Below are 20,156 nucleotides of genomic sequence, written 5' to 3' on the forward strand. Positions count from 1 at the left end.
TTCGTCAAACGGCTCAATGAATTCTGTCATTTGTTTCTAACTAAAGAAACAAACTGTACATATTACTATGAACACTCATTGTTACATTGATTTAAATTTTTGACTGCCAACCCGAAGGTTAAGCAGTTTCGATTAACTCAACACCTGTGAGTGTCCACACAGATTTGCTTGATAAATTGTTAAAGAGCGTTGACCAGGCACTGAGTTTTCAGCGGGTCAGGGCTGCGTATTCTACGCATTCCCGTTAGTGCGTCAAGTAGTTTTTTCAACTTTCTCAACACTCATCGTTTAGCTCGCTAACCGATGAACTGCATGGCTTTCTTTGCTTAACTTGCGTTACGCTGTCTGCCGTGTCAGTGGATGCGCATTATAGGGAGATTGAGAAAGTCCGCAAGGGCTTTTTTGAGAAAAATGGATCTTTTTTTAATACTTTCAGTTAGTCACACAATACCCCCACTTTATCCTCAGACTTATCCACAAAATGGGTTTTAACGGTTAAATTTGCTACAGCGATGGCTTTGCTTTAATGGCTATCGATAAGAATGAAATGATGTTCAATGGGGAATAACGACGATTAGCTATATAAAGAAGAGTAAGAATGTAATCCGGATGACATGGGAGTAAACGTGAGGCTTAATTCTAAATTAATGAAGAAATAAAAAGGCAACTTAGATAAGTTGCCTTTAGTGTACGTTTTATTCTACTTATTCAGTAGGCTTAATCTGTCAGCAGATTAACTTAACTTGCCGTGGCATTGTTTGTACTTACGACCAGAGCCACAAGGACAAGGATCGTTGCGACCCACTTTGTCACCATCACGGATCATCGGTGCTTGCGCAATGACAGCTTCATGCTCATCACCACCGCCAACAAGCGACTCTGCCGCTGCGTGTTGATAGTCGCGCTGGATCTTGGCATCTTCTTCACGACGACGCGCTTCCATTTCTTCCACATCTGACTGAGCTTGCACTTGTACTTTCGACAGCACACTGATGACGTCGTGTTTCAAGGTGTTCAGCAGTTGTTGGAATAACTCAAACGACTCACGCTTATATTCTTGCTTTGGATTCTTCTGTGCGTAACCTCGTAAGTGGATACCTTGACGCAGATGGTCCATCGCCGCTAAGTGTTCTTTCCACAGACCATCGAGCGTTTGCAGCATAACGGCTTTCTCGAACTGGCGTAGCACTTGCGCGCCAACCATTTCTTCTTTTGCCTTATACGCATCGCCCCAAGCAGTAATAATACGCTCACGCAGACTCTCTTCATGCAAATCGTCTTCTTTATCTAACCATTCTTGGATAGGTAATTTGAGCATAAATTCTTGGTGTAGACGTTGCTCTAAACCCGGGATATCCCACAGCTCTTCTACTGATTGCGGCGGAATATATTGATCGATTACCGCGCCAATTACATCGTCTTGGATGTTTTGGATAGTATCTTCAATACTTTCCGCATCCATCAACTCATTGCGCTGGGCGTAAACCACTTGGCGTTGATCGTTAGCGACGTCATCAAATTCGAGTAATTGCTTACGGATATCGAAGTTACGGGCTTCAACTTTACGTTGAGCGTTTTCAATTGCGCGAGACACCCATGGATGCTCGATCGCTTCGCCTTCTTCCATACCCAGCTTTTTCATCATGCCAGAGACACGATCCGAGGCGAAGATACGCATTAAGCTATCTTCCATCGACAAGTAGAAGCGTGATGAGCCCGCGTCACCTTGACGACCCGCACGACCACGTAACTGGTTATCGATACGGCGTGATTCGTGACGTTCAGTGCCTAGGATATGTAAACCACCCGCAGCAACGACTTCATCATGACGAATTTGCCAATCAGCTTTGATCTTAGCTTTTTGCTCTGCTGTTGGATTATCGAGTTCATCGATTTCCATGTTCCAGTTGCCGCCAAGCACGATATCGGTACCACGACCTGCCATGTTCGTCGCAATAGTCACAGAACCAGTACGGCCAGCTTGCGCGACGATTTCAGCTTCTCGTTCGTGGAATTTAGCATTTAAAACTTCGTGCGGGATCTTTTCCTGCACCATTAAGCGCGCTAACAGTTCAGACTGTTCGATTGAGACTGTACCCACCAATACTGGCTGACCACGTTCACGGCAATCTTTAATGTCTTTAATGATCGCTTGATATTTTTCATCGGCGGTCAAATAAACTAAATCCGCCATATCCTTACGCACCATTGGACGGTTAGTCGGCACAACGACTGTGTCTAATCCATAGATGTGTTGGAATTCAAACGCTTCAGTGTCAGCTGTACCTGTCATACCTGCCAGCTTCTCGTATTGACGGAAGTAGTTCTGGAAAGTGATCGAAGCTAATGTTTGGTTTTCGTTTTGAATGTGTACGCCTTCTTTGGCTTCGACAGCTTGATGTAAGCCTTCTGACCAACGACGACCTGGCATAGTACGACCCGTGTGTTCATCGACTATGATGACTTCGTTGTCTTGTACTATGTAATCCACATCACGTTCAAACAGCGTGTGCGCACGAAGCGCCGCGTTGACGTGGTGTAACAGGGAAATATTAGCTGCAGAATAGAGTGAGTCGCCTTCGGCTAACATGCCGCGCTCGATCAACAGGTTTTCTACTTTTTCTTGACCACGTTCGGTAAAATGCACTTGTTTGGCTTTTTCATCGATGCTGTAGTCGCCCTCACCCACAAACTCTTCCGTATCTTCTTTATCTTGACGGATAAGATTAGGTATCAAGGTATTGATCTTGATGTATAGCTCAGAGCTATCTTCGGCAGCGCCAGAAATGATCAGCGGCGTACGCGCTTCGTCGATTAAGATTGAATCCACTTCATCGATTAGGGCATAGTGCAACGGACGTTGTACTCGTTCTTGCGGTGAAAACGCCATGTTATCGCGCAGATAATCGAAACCAAACTCGTTGTTGGTCCCGTAAGTGATATCGGCGTTATAGGCGGCTTTCTTCTCATGTTGGCCAATACCTGCGACGTTGATTCCTACGGTTAAACCAAGGAACTCAAACAGTGGGCGGTTATTCTCGGCATCACGACGTGCCAAGTAATCGTTCACTGTAATCACGTGGACGCCTTTGCCTGTCAATGCGTTTAAGTAGGCGGGTAAGGTTGCCGTTAAGGTTTTACCTTCACCCGTACGCATTTCAGCAATACGGTTGCTGTCGAGTACCATACCGCCGAGTAACTGTACGTCGAAATGACGCATATCAAATACACGCTTAGACGCTTCACGCACTGTCGCAAAGGCTTCAGCCATGATGCTATCTAATGAAGCGCCAGCAGCTAAACGCTCACGGAACTCTGCGGTTTTCGCCTTTAATGCTTCATCGGTTAATTTTTCATAATCAGCTTCTAATGCGTTAATGCTAATAACGATCTTTTGAAGCCCTTTAAGGGTGCGGTCGTTGCGACTACCAAATACTTTTGTCAGTAATTTACCAAACATCTGAATCACTTATTCTCTGTAGGCCAAGTCCATGATGGAAACTAGAAGCCAATGTTTCAATTAACTTGCTTTGCGGTAGACAAACTTTTGTGGATCTATCTGCTGTCCGCCGCGCAACACTTCATAATGCACATGAGCCCCAGTTGAGCGCCCAGTGCTTCCCATACTGGCGATAGCATCGCCTTTTGCGACCACATCACCTACAGTCACTGACAAAGCTTTATTATGGCCATAACGCGTATGCAAACCGTTACCATGGTCGATTTCAACCAATTCGCCATAACCGAACATATTTCCAGCAAAAGTCACCACGCCTGCAGCAGTCGCAACAACTTTAGCTCCTTCTCGACCGGTAAAATCAATCCCCTTATGCACAGACCTGCGACCGTTGAAAGGGTCATTACGTAATCCGTAGGGTGACGATAACCAACCTTTATCGAGCGGGATACCTGATATATAACGTTCATCATCTATATGGTGGTTAGATGACACTGTTTCAAGTAGTGAAAGCTGAACATTATTATTGTCAATTCGTGATGCCAACTTATCCATATCGTCGATAAGCTGTCCGAGCTCGATGTTAGTGCCTAGTTCGCTCAAACCACCCACACCAACCTCGGATGAAAAATCAAAATCTTCATCCAACTTATTCTGCTGGGCGACCTGTTGACCTAAAGCTTCGAGACGGGTGATCTTGGCTTGCATACGTGCAACATGAGTCACAAGCATAGCCAGTTGAGACTCAGTAGCACTTTTAAGCTCTAAGACTTGTTTCTTTTGTTGTTCGCGCACGAGACGATCGTTATCGACACTGGCTTGCTGATCTTGAAATCGAGCGGAGTTGTGTTGATAAATACCGGACCCAGTGGCCAACAATAGTATTGGAAGTAGCAACCAGCGTTTACTGGGCTGCCAGCGCGTGACGCCATTCCGACCTTGAATAAATACTGTTACACTCATAGCCTAATTCAGCCATCTTATTATCATATGAAAAAGCCCCCTCAAGATCTCAGCCAATTACTGCATCAATCGGGAAAATTACCCGACCTTGCTGAGAAAGCGGAACTACTTATGTATCTGGATCAGCATGTGAAGCAGATTATTGCAGGTCCTGTTGCGGAGCAACTAAAAGTCGCTAATTTCCGCCAGGGTGTTCTTGTGGTTGAAACCACTTCGGCGGCCTGGGCTGCGCGAATTAATTTCCAAAAGCCGAAGCTATTAATCCAGCTTCAAGCAGAAACGCTCCCAATCCTTACCGCAATTGAAGTTAAAGTCAACCCGAGATTAGCAATGTATGACGCAAAGCCTAAACAGGGACATAAAGAATTAAGCCCAGCAGCAGCAGAGCACATTGCAGCATTAGCGGAAAATATTGGCGGTTCACTAGGTGAAAAACTAAAACGGCTGGCCTCATTGGCCAGCCGTAATAAATAATCTTATCGCTTTTTAAGCAAATACAGCGCCACCTGGTACGGTAAAGCTGACGGGGACATCGGCTTCTTTTTCGAAGCTGACCAACTCCCACGCATCTTGTTGCGCGAGTAAAGCACGCACCAATTGGTTGTTCAACGCATGACCGGTTTTATACGCAGTGAACTCACCTAAAATAGCGTGCCCAGCTACATATAAATCACCAAACGCATCTAGAATTTTGTGCTTAACAAATTCGTCCTCATAACGCAGGCCGTCGGGATTAAGGACGCGATATTCATCAAGTACAACAGCGTTTTCCATGCTGCCGCCCAACGCTAGGTTGTTGGCTCGCAAATATTCGATATCACGCATAAACCCAAAAGTACGGGCACGGCTGATATCTTTCACGAAAGCAGAAGTTGAAAAGTCCATCACCACATGCTGTTGGCTACGAGCGATTTCTGGATGCGCAAAATCAATTTTAAAATTGACTCTAAAACCTTTAAACGGTTTTAACTCGGCCCATTTATCGCCATCTTCAACGCGCACAGGACGCTTAATCTTTAAATACTTCTTAGGCGCGGCCTGCTCTTTAATACCAGCAGACTGCAACAAGAAGACGAATGGGCTTGCACTGCCATCCATAATAGGAATTTCAGGCGCGTCCACTTCGATTACAGCATTATCTATGCCTAAACCCGCAAGTGCTGCAAATAAATGCTCAATGGTCGAGATACGAATACCTTCGTCATTGACAAGTGCCGTACACATAGTGGTTTCACGAACTTGCTCCGCCTTCGCTGGGATGGCGACGGCAGGACTCAAATCGGTGCGCACGAGTACGATCCCTGAATTAACGGGCGCGGGCATAATGCTCAAAGTGACCTTGTTGCCAGAATGCAATCCGACACCAGTTGTTTTCACCATTTTCTGAACAGTTCGTTGAAATATCATTCAGTTACCCGTTTATATGCCAATTATAAAGCCTAATATTTGTACACTCAGCGTCGGCAAATCGAGCCGCACTGGTTCAACATAATAACATAACTTTATTATGTCACACAAATGCAGCTATGTTGTGGTATTGCCCAAAACGAACAACACCTCACATATTACGCTGGACTCAAACGCTCTCGCTAGTCGGCTTGCTTACGCAAAAATGCTGGAATATCAAGATAATCCAATTCATGCTTTGTCGATGGTGCAGGCGTAGGAGCTGGCTGCGGAGCCGCTGGCAACACGTTGCCTTTTGGCGCTGCATAGTTCACATGTGCAGCTTCTTCGACATAGGCTTCGACTTTTGGTTCAACAACTACAGGCTCTGGACGAGGTGCAGGTTTAGAAACCAATTGGATATCTGGACGCTTTTCAGCACCAATACCAGTCGCAACAACCGTTACACGCAACTCATCACTCATTTCAGGGTCGATGACAGCACCAACCACGACAGTTGCGTTGTCAGAGGCATAAGCCTTAACATGATTACCGACAGTTTCGAATTCTTCGATACTCATATCCATACCCGCAGTAATGTTAACTAACACACCACGCGCACCGGCTAAGTCGATGTCTTCTAATAATGGGCTGGCAACAGCAGCTTCAGCCGCTTCTTCGGCACGGTCTTCACCGCGAGCGACGCCTGTACCCATCATGGCATTACCCATTTCAGACATCACAGTCTTCACATCGGCGAAGTCGACGTTAATCAGACCAGGACGAGTGATAAGCTCGGCAATGCCTTGTACCGCGCCAAGTAACACGTTATTCGCTGCGGCGAACGCATCGAGTAAAGAAGTACCACGGCCCAATACTTTTAATAATTTTTCGTTCGGGATCGTGATTAACGAATCCACGTGCTTAGCCAGCTCGGCAATGCCTTGCTCAGCATAAGCCATACGTTTTTTCCCTTCGAATGGGAAAGGCTTAGTCACAACCGCAACGGTGAGAATACCTTCTTCACGTGCGATTTGAGCCACAACAGGTGCAGCACCTGTACCTGTACCACCGCCCATACCGGCTGCGATAAAGATCATGTCAGAACCTTTGATTGCCGCGCGAATGTTTTCGCGGTCTTCTTCAGCTGCAGCACGACCCACATCTGGGTTTGCCCCTGCTCCAAGACCTTTAGTGACATCGCGTCCTAATTGAATTGTTGAGCCAGCGCCTGATTTTCTCAGGGCCTGAGCGTCTGTATTGGTAACGATAAACTCAACACCTTCAATGTTGTGTTTGACCATATGTTCGACAGCGTTACCGCCGCCGCCGCCAACGCCGATGACTTTAATCACCGCGTCGTCTGAGTGAGTATCCATGATCTCAAACATTGTCTGATCTCCGTGTTGCCTGCGTTATGAAAATTAAAATTCGCCCTTAAACCAGCTTTGGACCCGATTCCAAGCGCTAGTTACCCCTTGGCGCTCAGGACGTTCGAACTGACGTTCGATTACCCGTCGTGCGCCGTAATGAAGCAGTCCGACTCCAGTGGAGTAAATAGACTGGTCCACGTATTCATATAAACCTTTGATCGGTAGCGGTGACGCTACGCGAACTGGCATGCCAAAAGTCGCTTCCGCAATATCGACCACACCTTGAATCGACGCTGTGCCACCTGTGAGCACAATACCTGCGGCGATTTGATCTTCTAACCCACTGTCTTTCAACTCTTTAAGCACAAGCTCAAACAGCTCTTGGTATCTTGGTTCAACCACTTCGGCGAGCGTGTGACGTGACATGCTCCGCGATGGACGACCACCTACCGATGGCACTTCAATACTGTCTTCGCGGCTCACCATAGAACTGCGAGCACAGGCGAACTGCACTTTAATTTGTTCAGCATGTGACGATGGCGTGCGGAAAATCTTCGCAATGTCGTTCGTCACTTGGTTACCAGCAACCGGTACAACCGCACAATGACGCAAGGCGCCATTGGTATATACCGCGATATCCGTAGTGCCACCGCCGATATCGACGATACACACACCTAAATCTTTCTCATCGAAGGTCAACACAGCATCGGCTGAAGCAATCCCAGAGAACACTAAGTCGTCGACCTTAAGGCCACAACGCTCAACGCTCTTAGTAATATTCTTCGCCATATCATTGGCGCAGGTCACTATGTGTACCTTGGCCTCCATACGCATACCGGACATACCGATTGGGCTGCGAATACCGTCTTGAACGTCGATTGCATATTCCTGCGGCAGCACGTGTAAAATGCGACGTTCGGTCGGGATCTTCACCGAGCGAGCCGTATGGATCACGTTATCAACATCTTCCTGTGTCACTTCTTCATCGTTGATCGATACCATGCCGTTTTCATTTTGGCAGGCGATGTGTTTACCCGAAATACTCAAGTAAACCGATGACACTTGGCAATCCGCCATTAATTCCGCTTGATCGAGCGCACGTTGCACACTGCGAACTATCGAATCTAAATCGTTCACGCCACCTTTATCCATTCCCCTTGAGGGATGGTTACCAAGGCCGACTATGCTAATTTCGCCATCGGGCAGAACTTCGCCTATGATCACTGCGACCTTAGAGGTTCCTATGTCCAATCCGACGATAAGGTTTCTATCTTGGTTTTTGATCATTAATTATCGGCTCTCTTGTTTGTGCATCGCCCCAGCCTACGGCCAACCCTGTGTCGTAGCGCAAATCTACTCTGGCAACGGATTTCTCTTGTTTCGCCAAAACCGGATAAACAGTAATAAATCGTTGTATCCGTGCAATTTTATCTTCTCGACCCAAATCTAAAACGATACCGTTTCCAAGGGTCGCGTGCCACGCATGTCGTGGCGTTAAATTCAAACTGGCTAAGGTAAAGCCATTAATCTTTAGTAGGGAGTTGATCTGTGCATAGACAGTCAACACCTCAAGGCCCATATCATTTGGTCCAGATAACTGCGGTAAATGCTCAAGTTCTGGGTGCGATGGCGCTTCGAATACTTCTCCATGCACGTTCAACCACAAGTCACCATTCCAATGGGCTGCGGGTTGTTGCTCTTGCAAATACACCCTGAGTTTCGCTGGCCACTCACGCCTTACCGATGCGCGATATACCCAAGGTAAAGCTTCTAACGCCTGCTGCACTAAGGTAATGTCAGCACTAAAAAAACTGCGCTGCATTAAATGCTGTAGTGCTACTTGTATATCTTTATCTGTGGTGTAAACCCGCTCACCTTTGATGGCAACGGCCTCAATCGGCAAGTTGCTGGCATCATTCAAAAATTTATGTAACTGATAGCCACCAAATACAAAACTGGCTACGATGAAGAATAAAAATCCAGCCCCGCTCCACTGATACCAATTAAACCGTGACATTCTTGCCCGCCAGTGCCGCCTCTTATCACTCCAAGACACGCTTCATCCCACCTTTAACGACACCCATTAAAAACCACAGAAAACCGGCCATTATATAGACCAAAATCCTTTGGTCAAAATTTCCTTTTTCTCGCAGATCAAGCGCTAAAGATCAGCTTGCTTGCGCAGGTAATTCCACCACAGCAAACCCTAATCCAGACGACGCTAACTGTCGTGACAGGGCGCCAATATTACCCGCACCTTGGGTGAGTAATAAATCCCCGTCCTGCAATACATCGGGCAGCACTTCTGCAAGCAGATCTGGGCTTGCGATAAAGATCGGATCTAGCTGACCACGCAAGCGAATTGAGCGGCATAATGCGCGACCATCCGCACCTGTGATCGGCGCTTCACCCGCACTATAAATATCGAGTAACAATAAGCAATCCACTTGCGATAATACTTCCACAAAATCCTCATACAAATCACGGGTACGAGTGTATCTGTGCGGCTGATACGCCATCACCAAACGTCTATCAGGCCATCCTGCACGCGCAGCTTTAATGGTCGCCGCAACTTCGCTGGGATGATGACCATAATCATCCACTAACATGACTTCGCCCTTCGGCGTGGCGAATTTGCCTAAATGCTGGAAACGACGTCCTATACCTTGGAACTCCACTAGAGCCTGAGTAATCGCGTTATCGTCGATTTCATCTTCAGTCGCCACCGCAATGGCCGCTAACGCATTGAGCACATTATGTTGACCCGGTAAATTCAACACCAGATCGAGATCTTCTTTAGCTTTACGTCTAACAGTAAAACGACACTGATGACCTTGCTGGCTAAAATTAAGTGCTTGCACGTCCGCATCGTCACTGAAACCATAGGTCACGTGTTTACGGCCAATACGCGGCAGAATCTCACGCACGACGGCATCATCAATGCACACCACTGCAACACCGTAGAACGGCAAGTTGTGCAGAAAATCCACAAAAGTCGATTTCAGTTTTTCAAAATCACCGCCATAAGTATCCATATGATCAGCTTCGATGTTAGTCACCACACTGACCATAGGCTGCAAATGCAAAAAGCTCGCATCACTCTCATCGGCTTCGGCAATCAAATAACGGCTGGTGCCTAATCTGGCATTGGTACCGGCACTGTTGAGCAAACCACCAATCACAAAGGTTGGGTCCCGCCCAGCTTGACCATAAACGCTGGCGATAAGACTCGTTGTCGTGGTTTTACCATGCGTGCCCGCAATCGCCACACCATGTCGATAACGCATCAACTCGGCTAACATCTCAGCACGACGTACAATAGGAATACGTAATTCTTTAGCGGCAAGGATTTCTGGATTTTCCAGATTAATCGCGGTTGATATGACGACCACATCCACTTGCTGCACGTTTTCCGCGGCATGACCAATTTGGATCTTGGCTCCGAGTAAACACAATCTGTCGGTCACGGCATTTTGCGCAATATCCGAACCACTCACCTGATAGCCTTCGTTCACTAACACTTCGGCGATCCCGCCCATGCCCGCGCCGCCAATGCCGACGAAGTGAATACGCTTAATACGGCGCATTTCTGGGATCATGCTTCTCAGTTGTGCGTATCTTTCTGTCTTAGTCATGCTTATCCTTTCTCAGCAAGGCTGATGCACACTGCGGCAACTTGTTCTGTCGCATCCAGTACCGCAACGTCTCTCGCTCTTTGGCCCATACGGGCTAATTCTGTTCTGTCATTGGCGAGCAACTGTAATTTGTTCGCCAGTTTATTCACGTCCAAGATGGCCTGTGGCAATAGGAAAGCTGCGCCAGCCTCAACCAATACTTGAGCGTTACGGGTTTGATGATCATCCACTGCATGGGGATAAGGTACCAGAATACTCGGTAGCCCCACCGCCGCTAACTCAGACACAGTCAAGGCGCCAGCTCGGCACAATACCACATCAGCCCAGCGATAGGCGGCTTCCATATCGTCGATAAACTCAGCGATATTCACGCCACCATCTTGTCCTTGTTGCTGATATGCCGCCTTCACGCCCGTAAGATTATCTTTACCCACTTGATGCCAAACCGTCACTGACTGCTGCTGACTCAGTATCGCGACAGCTTCTGGCATAAGATCGTTAAATACTTTGGCGCCAAGACTGCCACCGACCACGAGCACTTTTAAGGCTTCATCAGCCTCATGCTTAGGTTCTGCACCTAAGGCAATCAGTTCTTGGCGAATCGGATTACCAACAACCTTGGCCTTCACTGTGGTAAAGGTATTTTTAAAGGCACATAACACTTGCGTCGCAATCCGCGACAACAACTTGTTCGTCATCCCTGGGATGGCATTTTGCTCATGTAGTACCAATGGAATACCGGCTAATCTTGCCGCCACACCACCTGGGCCACTGGCGAATCCGCCCATGCCAAGCACAACATCGGGTTTAAACTCAGCAATCACGGCCTTAGCCTGCAATATTGAGCGCACCACTTTAAAGGGCGCCGCGAGTTTTCGGATCAAACCATTACCGCGCACACCTTTGATATCAATGAAATCAATATCAAATCCATACTGGGGCACTAAACGCGCCTCCATACGATCGGCCGTGCCTAACCAACGCACTTGCCAACCCTGTTGAGCTAAATACTTAGCCACCGCCAGTGCCGGGAACACATGTCCTCCCGTACCACCCGCCATGACTAAAATACGTTTTCCTGTTGGAGTCATCACTTCAATCTCCCTTGCACGGCCTGAACTAATGTCATGCGCCGCTCGTAATCAATGCGCAGCAACATCATCGCTGCCGCAGTCATGACCCATAAACTACTACCACCGTAACTGATAAAAGGTAATGTCAGCCCTTTGGTTGGTAACATGCCGATACTCGCGCCGACATTCACCACAGTCTGGAAACAAATCCAAATACCGATGGCATAACCTAAATAACCTTCAAATGGCTTATCCATGGCTAAACACAAATTACCTAAACGAATCGATCTCAGCGCCACAAATAGCAGTACAGATAACACGGCAATAATGCCGATAAAGCCCAATTCTTCCCCGATCACGGCAAAAATAAAGTCAGTGTGCGCTTCGGGTAAATATTCTAATTTTTGAATACTATTACCTAGCCCTTGGCCAAACCAATCACCTCGACCATAGGCCATCAAAGATTGAGTCAACTGGTAACCGCTACCGAAGGGATCTTGCCAAGGATCCATAAAGGAGGTCACTCGGCGGATACGATACGGTTCCAATAGCACTAGGGCCACAAACGCCAATACGCCCGCAAAAATCAAGGCAAAGAAATCGAGTAAACGCGCACCGGCTAAAAACAATAAACCAACCGTTCCAACAAATAGCACCACCACAGTACCTAAGTCGGGCTGCATCAAAATCAGCACAGCATAAATCGCAAATACTGCAATCGGCTTATAGAAGCCTTTAGCATTCTCGCGCACTTCCTGATGACGCCTCACTAAGTAACCCGCCATATAGATGGCGAAGGCAAATTTAGCGACTTCCGCCACCTGGATGCGAATAGGGCCTATGGATAACCAACGCGTCGCACCGTTTACCGTAGTACCAACTACCAATACAGCTAACAACATCAAACCCACAATCAACAACAACATGGGGCTCCAGCGCTGCCAAGTCTGCATCTCTACTCTTAGCACAAATGCCGCAATGAATAAGCAACCCACTAAATAACCCACATGGCGAGTCATAAAATAAAATGGGTTCCCCGTGAGCGTTTGCGCTTCAGGCATAGAGGCTGACATCACCATTACAAAGCCGAAGCTAATCAAAGACAACACAGCAGCGAGCAAAGCACGGTCGTACAATTGCACGCCCGGGACTTCGGTATCACGTTGCCAATTGGGTATTGCTAAACGCAAACGCCCAAATAGGCTAAGTTGTCTTGCATCACTCGCCATTAAGTTGTCCCACGAGGTTTCTAAAATCATCACCTCGAGCCATGAAGTTACTGTACATATCTAAACTGGCGCAGGCTGGCGATAATAAAACGATATCACCAGAGGTTGCCAATTCAGCGGCTTTCGCTACCGCAGCAGCCATAGTGTCGACTCTTATCGAGCCGTCTTTCAATGCAGCAATCTTTTTACCATCGCGGCCTAAGGTGATGAGGTGTGTCACTTTAGCTAAAGCCACAGCTAAAGGCTTAAAATCAGCCCCTTTACCGTCACCGCCAGCAATCAAAATAATATCGCCTAAGTGGTCACTCAAGCCATCGAGCGCGGCGACTGTGGCACCGACATTTGTCGCTTTAGAGTCATTGACATAGGTCACGCCATTCTTAACACCAACCACTTCACAGCGATGGGATAAGCCAGTAAAAGTACGCGCCACTTTTGCCATAACGTGCTTATCGACACCGACGACATCCACAAGCGCCATCGCCGCAAGTAGGTTGGCATGGTTATGGCTGCCAATCAGCGACACTTCAGTGATCGGCATTATTTCGCTGCTGCCGTGATAAATCTTGCTATCGCTGATGCCCCATTCGTCCGCTTCTGGCGCCGCTAAACCAAAACTGTTTTGGTTCATTGGTTCTGGCGGTACGGTCAGTTTATCGTCACGATTAAAGAGTACGGCACGGGTTTGTTTGTATAAGCGTAATTTAGCCTCGCGGTAGGCATCAATGTCACTGTATCTGTCCATGTGGTCTTCGCTGATATTCAAACAGGTCGCCACCACACACTTAAGGCTGTGGGTGGTTTCCAATTGAAAGCTCGACAACTCAAGCACAAATAAGTCCGCATTTTCATGCAGTAAATCCAGCGCAGGCACACCGATATTACCTCCGACGGCAACAGCAATACCCGCTTCCCTTGCCATCTCGCCCACCAGCGTAGTGACGGTCGATTTACCGTTAGAGCCAGTAATGCCAATCACACAAGGTTTACGGTCAGCAATTTCACGGGCAAATAGCTCCACATCGCCAATCACCTCAATGCCCATATCCACCGCGGCACGTACCTCTGGGGTATAAGTGGCAATGCCTGGACTGATAATGATCTGCGTCGCTTGCACAAGATAACGGCAATCGAATCCGCCAGAAATCAGCTTCACATCAGGAAAAGACGTCGCTAACGTTTCGGCGCCCGGAGGCTGCCGACGACTGTCCATCACCAATGGCGTAATGCCCTTTCCACACAAATAGCGCACCACGGACAAACCCGTTGCCCCTAAACCTAACACTATGTGTGAATACTGATTTTGCATAACCAATTACCTTAACTTCAACGTGGCTAAGCCAAGTAAGACGAGGAATATCGAGATAATCCAAAAACGCACTATCACTCGAGGTTCAGGCCAGCCTTTTAACTCATAGTGATGGTGGATCGGCGCCATGCGGAAAATACGCTGGCCGCGTAACTTGTACGAACCCACCTGCAGAATGACTGACAGGGTTTCCATCACGAACACGCCGCCCATAATCACTAACAAAATTTCTTGGCGAACAAGCACTGCGATCGTGCCCAATGCAGCACCTAATGACAGTGAACCCACATCGCCCATGAAGACTTGCGCGGGATAAGTGTTGAACCATAAAAAGCCCAGACCCGCACCGACAATGGCGGTACAGACGATCACTAACTCACCCGAACCGGGTAAATGCGGAATATGTAAGTAGTTTGCAAACTGAGCGTGACCCGACAAATAAGCAATCAAGGCAAACGCCGCCGCAACCATTACCGTCGGCATAATCGCCAAACCATCGAGACCATCGGTTAAGTTCACCGCATTACTCGAACCCACTATCGTGAAGTATGCCAATACGATAAATACGGCGCCGAGTTGCGGCATCACGTCTTTAAAGAAAGGCACCACTAACTGGGTTTCACCTGGATTTGCCGCTGTGGCATACAGGAAAAAAGCAATAAGCAGCGCAGCCAAAGATTGCAGAATGTACTTCCAGCGCGCGATCAAACCTTTAGTGTCTTTACGCACCACTTTGCGGTAATCGTCGATAAAGCCGATCAAACCGAAACTGCCGAGCACAAACAGCATGACCCACACATAGCGGCTACCGAGATCGCCCCACAGCAACACGCTGATGAAAATAGCAGCCAATATCAGCAAGCCCCCCATAGTCGGCGTGCCACGCTTACTAAAATGTGATTCTGGACCATCGTTACGCACAACCTGACCAATTTGCAGTAATTGCAAACGTTCAATCAGTTTAGGGCCAAACCATAAGCTAAAAACCAATGCGGTCAATAAGCCTAAAATGGCTCGAAATGTCACATAGGAAAACACGTTAAACCCGGTATGAAAACGGGTTAAATACTCGGCCAGATATACCAGCATTTACACTAACTCCCCACGCCCGAAGGCTACTGTTAGGCCATCCACGACCCGCTCCATGGCGGCGCTACGTGAACCTTTAACGAGAACCGTTACCTGTCCCGGCAACTGGTTTATATGCTTTATAAGTTTTTCTACTAACGTCGCCACACTGTCATAGTGCTCCGCACCGAAAGCTTGGCTCGTGTGCTGACTTAACGTTCCGGTACAAAACAAGGCATCAATCCCCTGTTGCTTGGCCAGTTGCCCTAGTTCAGCGTGTAAAAGGGGCGCATTGTCGCCTAATTCTCCTAAATCTCCCAGTACCAGACAGCGATTTTCAGAAATTTCCTTTAACCAAGCGATCGCCGCGCCAACGGAGACAGGATTTGCGTTATAGCTATCGTCGATTAGACGCACGCGTCCCAATTGACTCGGCTGCATTCGCCCTTTCACTGGCGTTAATTGGCTCAAGCCTTCTGATATTTCAGTCAAACTCAATCCCAAAGCAATACAAACACTTGCAGCGGCGAGTGCATTACTCACTTGATGACGACCCGCCAACGGCAATACCACTTGGCAAGATTCACCTAAATAATTGAGCATAAAACGATAGCAACCATCCGCATTAGTCTTATGGCCTGTCGCTATCACGTCGATATGACGTTTAGCAGCGCCATCTTGCTGGGAGAAGCTCAGTTGCTTATAAGGTCTTGCCTTAACGCTCATAAAATCAGCAAAGGCATCATCGGCGTTGATGATGGCAGTGCCATCGGCCTGCAGATGATTAAAAATCTCTGACTTCGCCTGTGCGACACCTGCTTGTGATCCAAATCCTTCTAAATGGGCGCTGCCGACGTTATTCACCAGCGCGACGTTTGGACGCACAAGTCCCGAGGTGTAATCGATTTCACCTTTATGGTTAGCGCCGAGCTCGAATATCCCAAACTCATCCGCTGGCGTTAAACGCAGCAAAGTGAGCGGCACACCAATCTCATTATTAAAATTGCCAGCGGTATAGAGGATTTGATGCTTTGCCGACAGAATAGTCGCGATCATTTCCTTCACGCTGGTTTTGCCGTTTGAGCCAGTCAAAGCAACACAAATCGGATTGATCTGGTCACGAACATAAGCACCAATCGCGCCCATGGCCTTTTGACAATCAGCCACAATGAGCTGCGGGACATCAAAAGCTAACTCACGCTCAACCATTAACGCCACTGCGCCGTTCGCAATAGCTGTTGCTGCAAAATCATGGCCGTCAAAGCGCTCACCCTTTAAGGCAACAAACAGGGTTGCAGCGCCGATTTTACGGCTATCACTGCTTAAATCTTGGATGGTGACGTCGTCACCGACTCGATGCACGCCTAAGTGTTGACTTAGAGTCTCGAGAGAAAGAGGGATCATCTTGATTGCTCCGATAACTGGCGTGCCAGGGCGCGTTCATCATAGTCATGACGCACACCTGCCACCTCTTGGTAAGTTTCGTGGCCCTTGCCCGCAAGCAAGATCACATCGCCAGGTTTAGCCAATGCCACAACCTCTTTAATCGCTGCGATACGGTCAACCTCAGTCAATGCCTGTTCAGGTGTTGCAAGCCCTTGGATAATATCGGTAATAATTTGCGCAGGGTCTTCACTGCGTGCATTGTCGCTGGTCACCATAAGGCGGTCGGCAAACTGTTCAGCAGCTTGACCCATCAAAGGACGCTTGCCCTTATCACGGTCGCCGCCACAACCAAACACGCACCATAAATCACCGGTACAATGGCGACGTAGCGCGTTTAACGCTTGTTCGATCGCATCGGGTGTATGGGCATAATCGACCACTAAAGTGATGTTATCCGCTGTAGTGAAACGCTCCATACGACCTGCAACGGGCGTTAAATATTGCACTTGCTCCGCTAACGCTTTCATATCAAAACCTTGCAGATACAAGGCCGATAACGCCGCGAGTAAATTAGAGAGATTAAAGGCACCAAGAAGTGGCGAGTGGATTTGAGTCTCGCCCTCGGGCCACACTAAGGTTGCACTGACACCTTGATCGTCAAACTTGGCATTTTTGGTATAAAAAGCCGCACCTTGATGACCTTCAATACTAAAACCCCAAATCTGCGCAGGCGCAGGCTTAAGCTCAGTCAACCAAGACGCGCCAACTGCATCGTCGAGATTCAATAAACCGTGACCTAAAGTGCTGAAGCGAAATAGGCTTTGTTTAGCGGCGGCATAGCTTTCCATATCGCCGTGGTAATCGAGGTGATCGCGTGTCAGATTAGTGAACACGGCAACATCAAATGGTACTGCGTCGACGCGGCCTTGCACTAAGCCGTGACTTGACACTTCCATGGCGCAGACACTCGCGCCTTGGGCTTCAAACTCATGCAACTGACGCATTAAGGTAATCGCATCGGCTGTGGTATTACCGCTATCGACTAACGCCCCCCAGAGACCATTACCAAGGGTGCCCATGACGGCGGCTTTGCGCCCCAATGAAGTCACCAGTTGTGCAATGAGTTGACTCGTAGAGGTTTTACCGTTAGTTCCAGTAATACCGATAACCCCAAGGGATGGCATAACGGCAGACTTGTGCGCTAAGGGATAACGCTGGGCGGCAATTGCCGATACCTGACGACTTAACTGAAAGAAATAAATCTGCACACCGTGCTCGGCATTATCGCCCAGCAACACTTTACCATGTTGGTCAGCATCATCCGTGTGAACTAATACGCCTGCGGCACCTAAATCTAAGGCTTTTTCAATAAACTGTCTGCCATCGACCTTATGTCCTGGCAGCGCCAAAAACACATCGCCGCGACGTATTGCGCGGCTATCTAAGGTCAGATCATTGAAGGACTGCGCGCCAGCATAATGTAGCCAAGGCGCTAGCAAATCCCGTAATAACATCATTCTGCTCTCCCAGCGGCTATTCCCGCCAATTGCACTTGTTCTTTATCGGTAATGGGTTCAACGTTTAACATTTGCAGTGCGCCAGACATGACTTTGGCAAATGCAGGCCCCGCCACTGAACCACCATAATAGAGATCGCCCTTAGGCTCGTTCACTACCACCACTATCGCTAATCTAGGATTATTCGCAGGAGCAACACCCGCAAATAAAGCAACATAATCATCACCATAGCCACCAGCAACTGCCTTACGACTTGTGCCAGACTTACCTGCAACTGGATAACCGTCGATGTGCGCTAAGGTGCCAGTGCCACCTTTTTCCGTTACGCCGACTAGCATTTGCATCACATCGTGGGCCACATTTTCAGAAATGACTCGCTCACCGACAGGTGGCTTTTTCAGTTTCATTATCGAGACAGGGAACAAAGTGCCGCCATTGCCTAAGGTGGCGTACATACGCGCAAGTTGAAGTGTTGTTGCCGTTAAGCCGTAACCGAAGGACAAGGTGGCACGTTCAAAGTCTGACCAACGGTGGCGATCTTGAATCAAGCCAGCGCTTTCACCCGTGAGGTTAATTCCCGAAAAACTGCCAAGTCCCATGGATTGATAAGTGCCGAGCAGTTGCTGCACCGGAATAGACAAAGCCAATTTACTGATGCCGACGTTACTGGATTTAGCCAAAATACGCGCCAAACTCATATCGCCGTAGTTCGCGGGGTCACGTACTTGGCGACCACCTAAACGCATCCAACCCGGTGAAGTGGCAATAATATCGGTCGATTTAACTGTGCCAGCTTCAAGCGCTGCGGCTACCACAAATGGCTTAATGGTCGAACCCGGCTCAAAGGTATCTGTCATAGCACGGTTACGCATTCTGAAGGTTTGCAGATTGTCGCGCGCATTGGGGTTATACGAAGGCGTATTCACCATAGCCAAGACTTCACCCGTGTGAATGTCGAGGACGACAATCGAACCCGAAGTCGCTTGGTTCATCTCAGTGGTGCGTTTTAGTTCGCGATAGGCTAATTGTTGGATCCTATGATCGATACTCAGCACGAGATCGTTAGGGCTCTCACCTTCCTGCACTATATCCAGACGCTCGACGACATGACCATCGCGTGACTTACGCACTTTTTGTTTGGAAGGCGTACCTGTTAACCAACTATTGTAAGCATTTTCAACACCTTCAATCCCAACATCATCTATGTTAGTGATGCCGATTAACTGAGCTGTGATTTCACCACCAGGATAATAACGGCGAGATTCAGACTTTAGAAATACACCGGGTAATTTAAGCTGAGTAATATAGTCCGCAACCGCAGGGGTAATTTGGCGTTTCAAGTAGGTGAAGCGTTTGGTGGGGTTACTGCGCACTCGCTCTAACAAATCTTCGAGGGGCTCATGCAACACATCGGCTAAGGCTTGCCAGCGGCGCATATCGGCAAAACCATTACTATCATTGACTTGTTTTGGATCGGCCCAGACGGCTCGTACAGGTACGCTCACGGCCAACATGTCGCCATTACGGTCGGTGATCAAGCCACGCTGCACTTCACGACTAGTGGTCCGCAATGTTCGCATGTCACTTTCGTGACGTAATTTGTCGGGCTCGATAATTTGAATGTAAGCTGCGCGTCCCACTAGGCTGCAAAACAACGCACACACAAACCCGACCACTACGTATAAACGCCAGTGGATCAATTGAGGTTTTTGCGGTTTGCTTACCCGTTTGATTTTCGCTTGCCTAGTCATATCTTCCCT

At 48.1% G+C, this 20,156-nt stretch carries 15 protein-coding genes; 1 reads left to right on the forward strand and 14 read right to left on the reverse strand.

What is annotated here, in order from left to right:
- Positions 1-733 precede the first annotated feature (733 nt).
- Together secA and ACHA99_RS21590 are read right to left on the reverse strand one after the other, a co-directional pair.
- On the reverse strand, positions 734-3,460 hold the full coding sequence (gene secA, locus ACHA99_RS21585; RefSeq protein ID WP_393945001.1) for a preprotein translocase subunit SecA: 2,727 nt from the start codon (positions 3,458-3,460) through the stop codon (positions 734-736).
- 60 nt (positions 3,461-3,520) lie between these two features.
- Positions 3,521-4,420, reverse strand: coding sequence for a M23 family metallopeptidase (locus ACHA99_RS21590; RefSeq protein ID WP_105251201.1), 900 nt, complete (start codon positions 4,418-4,420; stop codon positions 3,521-3,523).
- Between the two features lie 27 nt (positions 4,421-4,447).
- Here ACHA99_RS21590 and ACHA99_RS21595 point away from each other — a divergent pair, with 27 nt between their 5' ends.
- On the forward strand, positions 4,448-4,894 hold the full coding sequence (locus ACHA99_RS21595) for a DUF721 domain-containing protein (RefSeq protein WP_105251200.1): 447 nt from the start codon (positions 4,448-4,450) through the stop codon (positions 4,892-4,894).
- Positions 4,895-4,906: 12 nt separating this feature from the next.
- Here the strand turns inward: ACHA99_RS21595 and lpxC are convergent, their stop codons facing one another.
- The 12 genes from lpxC to ACHA99_RS21655 all read right to left on the reverse strand — a co-directional run bounded on the left by lpxC (position 4,907) and on the right by ACHA99_RS21655 (position 20,147).
- The gene (gene lpxC / locus ACHA99_RS21600) at positions 4,907-5,827 is read right to left on the reverse strand and encodes a UDP-3-O-acyl-N-acetylglucosamine deacetylase (protein ID WP_011845621.1); all 921 of its coding nucleotides are present in this window, start codon (positions 5,825-5,827) and stop codon (positions 4,907-4,909) included.
- Between the two features lie 182 nt (positions 5,828-6,009).
- Positions 6,010-7,197, reverse strand: coding sequence for a cell division protein FtsZ (gene ftsZ / locus ACHA99_RS21605; protein WP_106648312.1), 1,188 nt, complete (start codon positions 7,195-7,197; stop codon positions 6,010-6,012).
- A 33-nt stretch (positions 7,198-7,230) separates the two neighbouring features.
- Positions 7,231-8,466: a cell division protein FtsA gene (gene ftsA, locus ACHA99_RS21610; RefSeq protein WP_006079897.1), complete on the reverse strand. Its 1,236-nt coding sequence runs from the start codon at positions 8,464-8,466 to the stop codon at positions 7,231-7,233.
- Positions 8,447-9,196, reverse strand: a complete 750-nt coding sequence (locus ACHA99_RS21615; RefSeq protein ID WP_168826587.1) for a cell division protein FtsQ/DivIB — start codon at positions 9,194-9,196, stop codon at positions 8,447-8,449. Before ACHA99_RS21615 ends, ftsA begins: the two co-directional genes overlap by 20 nt.
- 151 nt (positions 9,197-9,347) lie before the next feature.
- Positions 9,348-10,814 carry a UDP-N-acetylmuramate--L-alanine ligase gene (gene murC, locus ACHA99_RS21620; RefSeq protein ID WP_105251197.1) on the reverse strand — a complete coding sequence of 489 codons (1,467 nt, stop codon included), beginning with the start codon at positions 10,812-10,814 and terminating at the stop codon, positions 9,348-9,350.
- A 2-nt stretch (positions 10,815-10,816) separates the two neighbouring features.
- The gene (murG, locus tag ACHA99_RS21625) at positions 10,817-11,905 is read right to left on the reverse strand and encodes an undecaprenyldiphospho-muramoylpentapeptide beta-N-acetylglucosaminyltransferase (protein ID WP_168826594.1); all 1,089 of its coding nucleotides are present in this window, start codon (positions 11,903-11,905) and stop codon (positions 10,817-10,819) included.
- Positions 11,905-13,116, reverse strand: coding sequence for a cell division protein FtsW (gene ftsW, locus ACHA99_RS21630; RefSeq protein WP_113941076.1), 1,212 nt, complete (start codon positions 13,114-13,116; stop codon positions 11,905-11,907). The genes murG and ftsW overlap by 1 nt, the downstream gene beginning before the upstream one ends.
- On the reverse strand, positions 13,106-14,425 hold the full coding sequence (murD, locus tag ACHA99_RS21635) for a UDP-N-acetylmuramoyl-L-alanine--D-glutamate ligase (protein WP_131525724.1): 1,320 nt from the start codon (positions 14,423-14,425) through the stop codon (positions 13,106-13,108). Before murD ends, ftsW begins: the two co-directional genes overlap by 11 nt.
- Before the next feature lie 6 nt (positions 14,426-14,431).
- A complete protein-coding gene (gene mraY, locus ACHA99_RS21640; protein ID WP_006079891.1) occupies positions 14,432-15,514 on the reverse strand; it encodes a phospho-N-acetylmuramoyl-pentapeptide-transferase in 1,083 nt (360 codons plus the stop codon).
- A complete protein-coding gene (murF, locus tag ACHA99_RS21645) occupies positions 15,515-16,897 on the reverse strand; it encodes a UDP-N-acetylmuramoyl-tripeptide--D-alanyl-D-alanine ligase (protein ID WP_393944890.1) in 1,383 nt (460 codons plus the stop codon).
- Positions 16,894-18,396 carry a UDP-N-acetylmuramoyl-L-alanyl-D-glutamate--2,6-diaminopimelate ligase gene (gene murE / locus ACHA99_RS21650; RefSeq protein WP_393944892.1) on the reverse strand — a complete coding sequence of 501 codons (1,503 nt, stop codon included), beginning with the start codon at positions 18,394-18,396 and terminating at the stop codon, positions 16,894-16,896. The genes murF and murE overlap by 4 nt, the downstream gene beginning before the upstream one ends.
- Complete coding sequence (locus tag ACHA99_RS21655; RefSeq protein WP_105251191.1) at positions 18,393-20,147, reverse strand: penicillin-binding transpeptidase domain-containing protein; 1,755 nt, start codon at positions 20,145-20,147, stop codon at positions 18,393-18,395. The genes murE and ACHA99_RS21655 overlap by 4 nt, the downstream gene beginning before the upstream one ends.
- Positions 20,148-20,156 lie beyond the last annotated feature (9 nt).

It is taken from the genome of Shewanella sp. S23-S33, from assembly GCF_043359565.1.
Lineage (GTDB): Bacteria > Pseudomonadota > Gammaproteobacteria > Enterobacterales > Shewanellaceae > Shewanella > Shewanella oncorhynchi.

Bases quoted from the DNA above. Each gene is read 5' to 3' on its own strand.
- secA (WP_393945001.1), bottom strand. From the start codon at position 3,460: ATGTTTGGTAAATTACTGACAAAAGTATTTGGTAGTCGCAACGACCGC.
- ACHA99_RS21590 (WP_105251201.1), bottom strand. From the start codon at position 4,420: ATGAGTGTAACAGTATTTATTCAAGGTCGGAATGGCGTCACGCGCTGG.
- ACHA99_RS21595 (WP_105251200.1), top strand. From the start codon at position 4,448: ATGAAAAAGCCCCCTCAAGATCTCAGCCAATTACTGCATCAATCGGGA.
- lpxC (WP_011845621.1), bottom strand. From the start codon at position 5,827: ATGATATTTCAACGAACTGTTCAGAAAATGGTGAAAACAACTGGTGTC.
- ftsZ (WP_106648312.1), bottom strand. From the start codon at position 7,197: ATGTTTGAGATCATGGATACTCACTCAGACGACGCGGTGATTAAAGTC.
- ftsA (WP_006079897.1), bottom strand. From the start codon at position 8,466: ATGATCAAAAACCAAGATAGAAACCTTATCGTCGGATTGGACATAGGA.
- ACHA99_RS21615 (WP_168826587.1), bottom strand. From the start codon at position 9,196: ATGTCACGGTTTAATTGGTATCAGTGGAGCGGGGCTGGATTTTTATTC.
- murC (WP_105251197.1), bottom strand. From the start codon at position 10,814: ATGACTAAGACAGAAAGATACGCACAACTGAGAAGCATGATCCCAGAA.
- murG (WP_168826594.1), bottom strand. From the start codon at position 11,905: ATGACTCCAACAGGAAAACGTATTTTAGTCATGGCGGGTGGTACGGGA.
- ftsW (WP_113941076.1), bottom strand. From the start codon at position 13,116: ATGGCGAGTGATGCAAGACAACTTAGCCTATTTGGGCGTTTGCGTTTA.
- murD (WP_131525724.1), bottom strand. From the start codon at position 14,425: ATGCAAAATCAGTATTCACACATAGTGTTAGGTTTAGGGGCAACGGGT.
- mraY (WP_006079891.1), bottom strand. From the start codon at position 15,514: ATGCTGGTATATCTGGCCGAGTATTTAACCCGTTTTCATACCGGGTTT.
- murF (WP_393944890.1), bottom strand. From the start codon at position 16,897: ATGATCCCTCTTTCTCTCGAGACTCTAAGTCAACACTTAGGCGTGCAT.
- murE (WP_393944892.1), bottom strand. From the start codon at position 18,396: ATGATGTTATTACGGGATTTGCTAGCGCCTTGGCTACATTATGCTGGC.
- ACHA99_RS21655 (WP_105251191.1), bottom strand. From the start codon at position 20,147: ATGACTAGGCAAGCGAAAATCAAACGGGTAAGCAAACCGCAAAAACCT.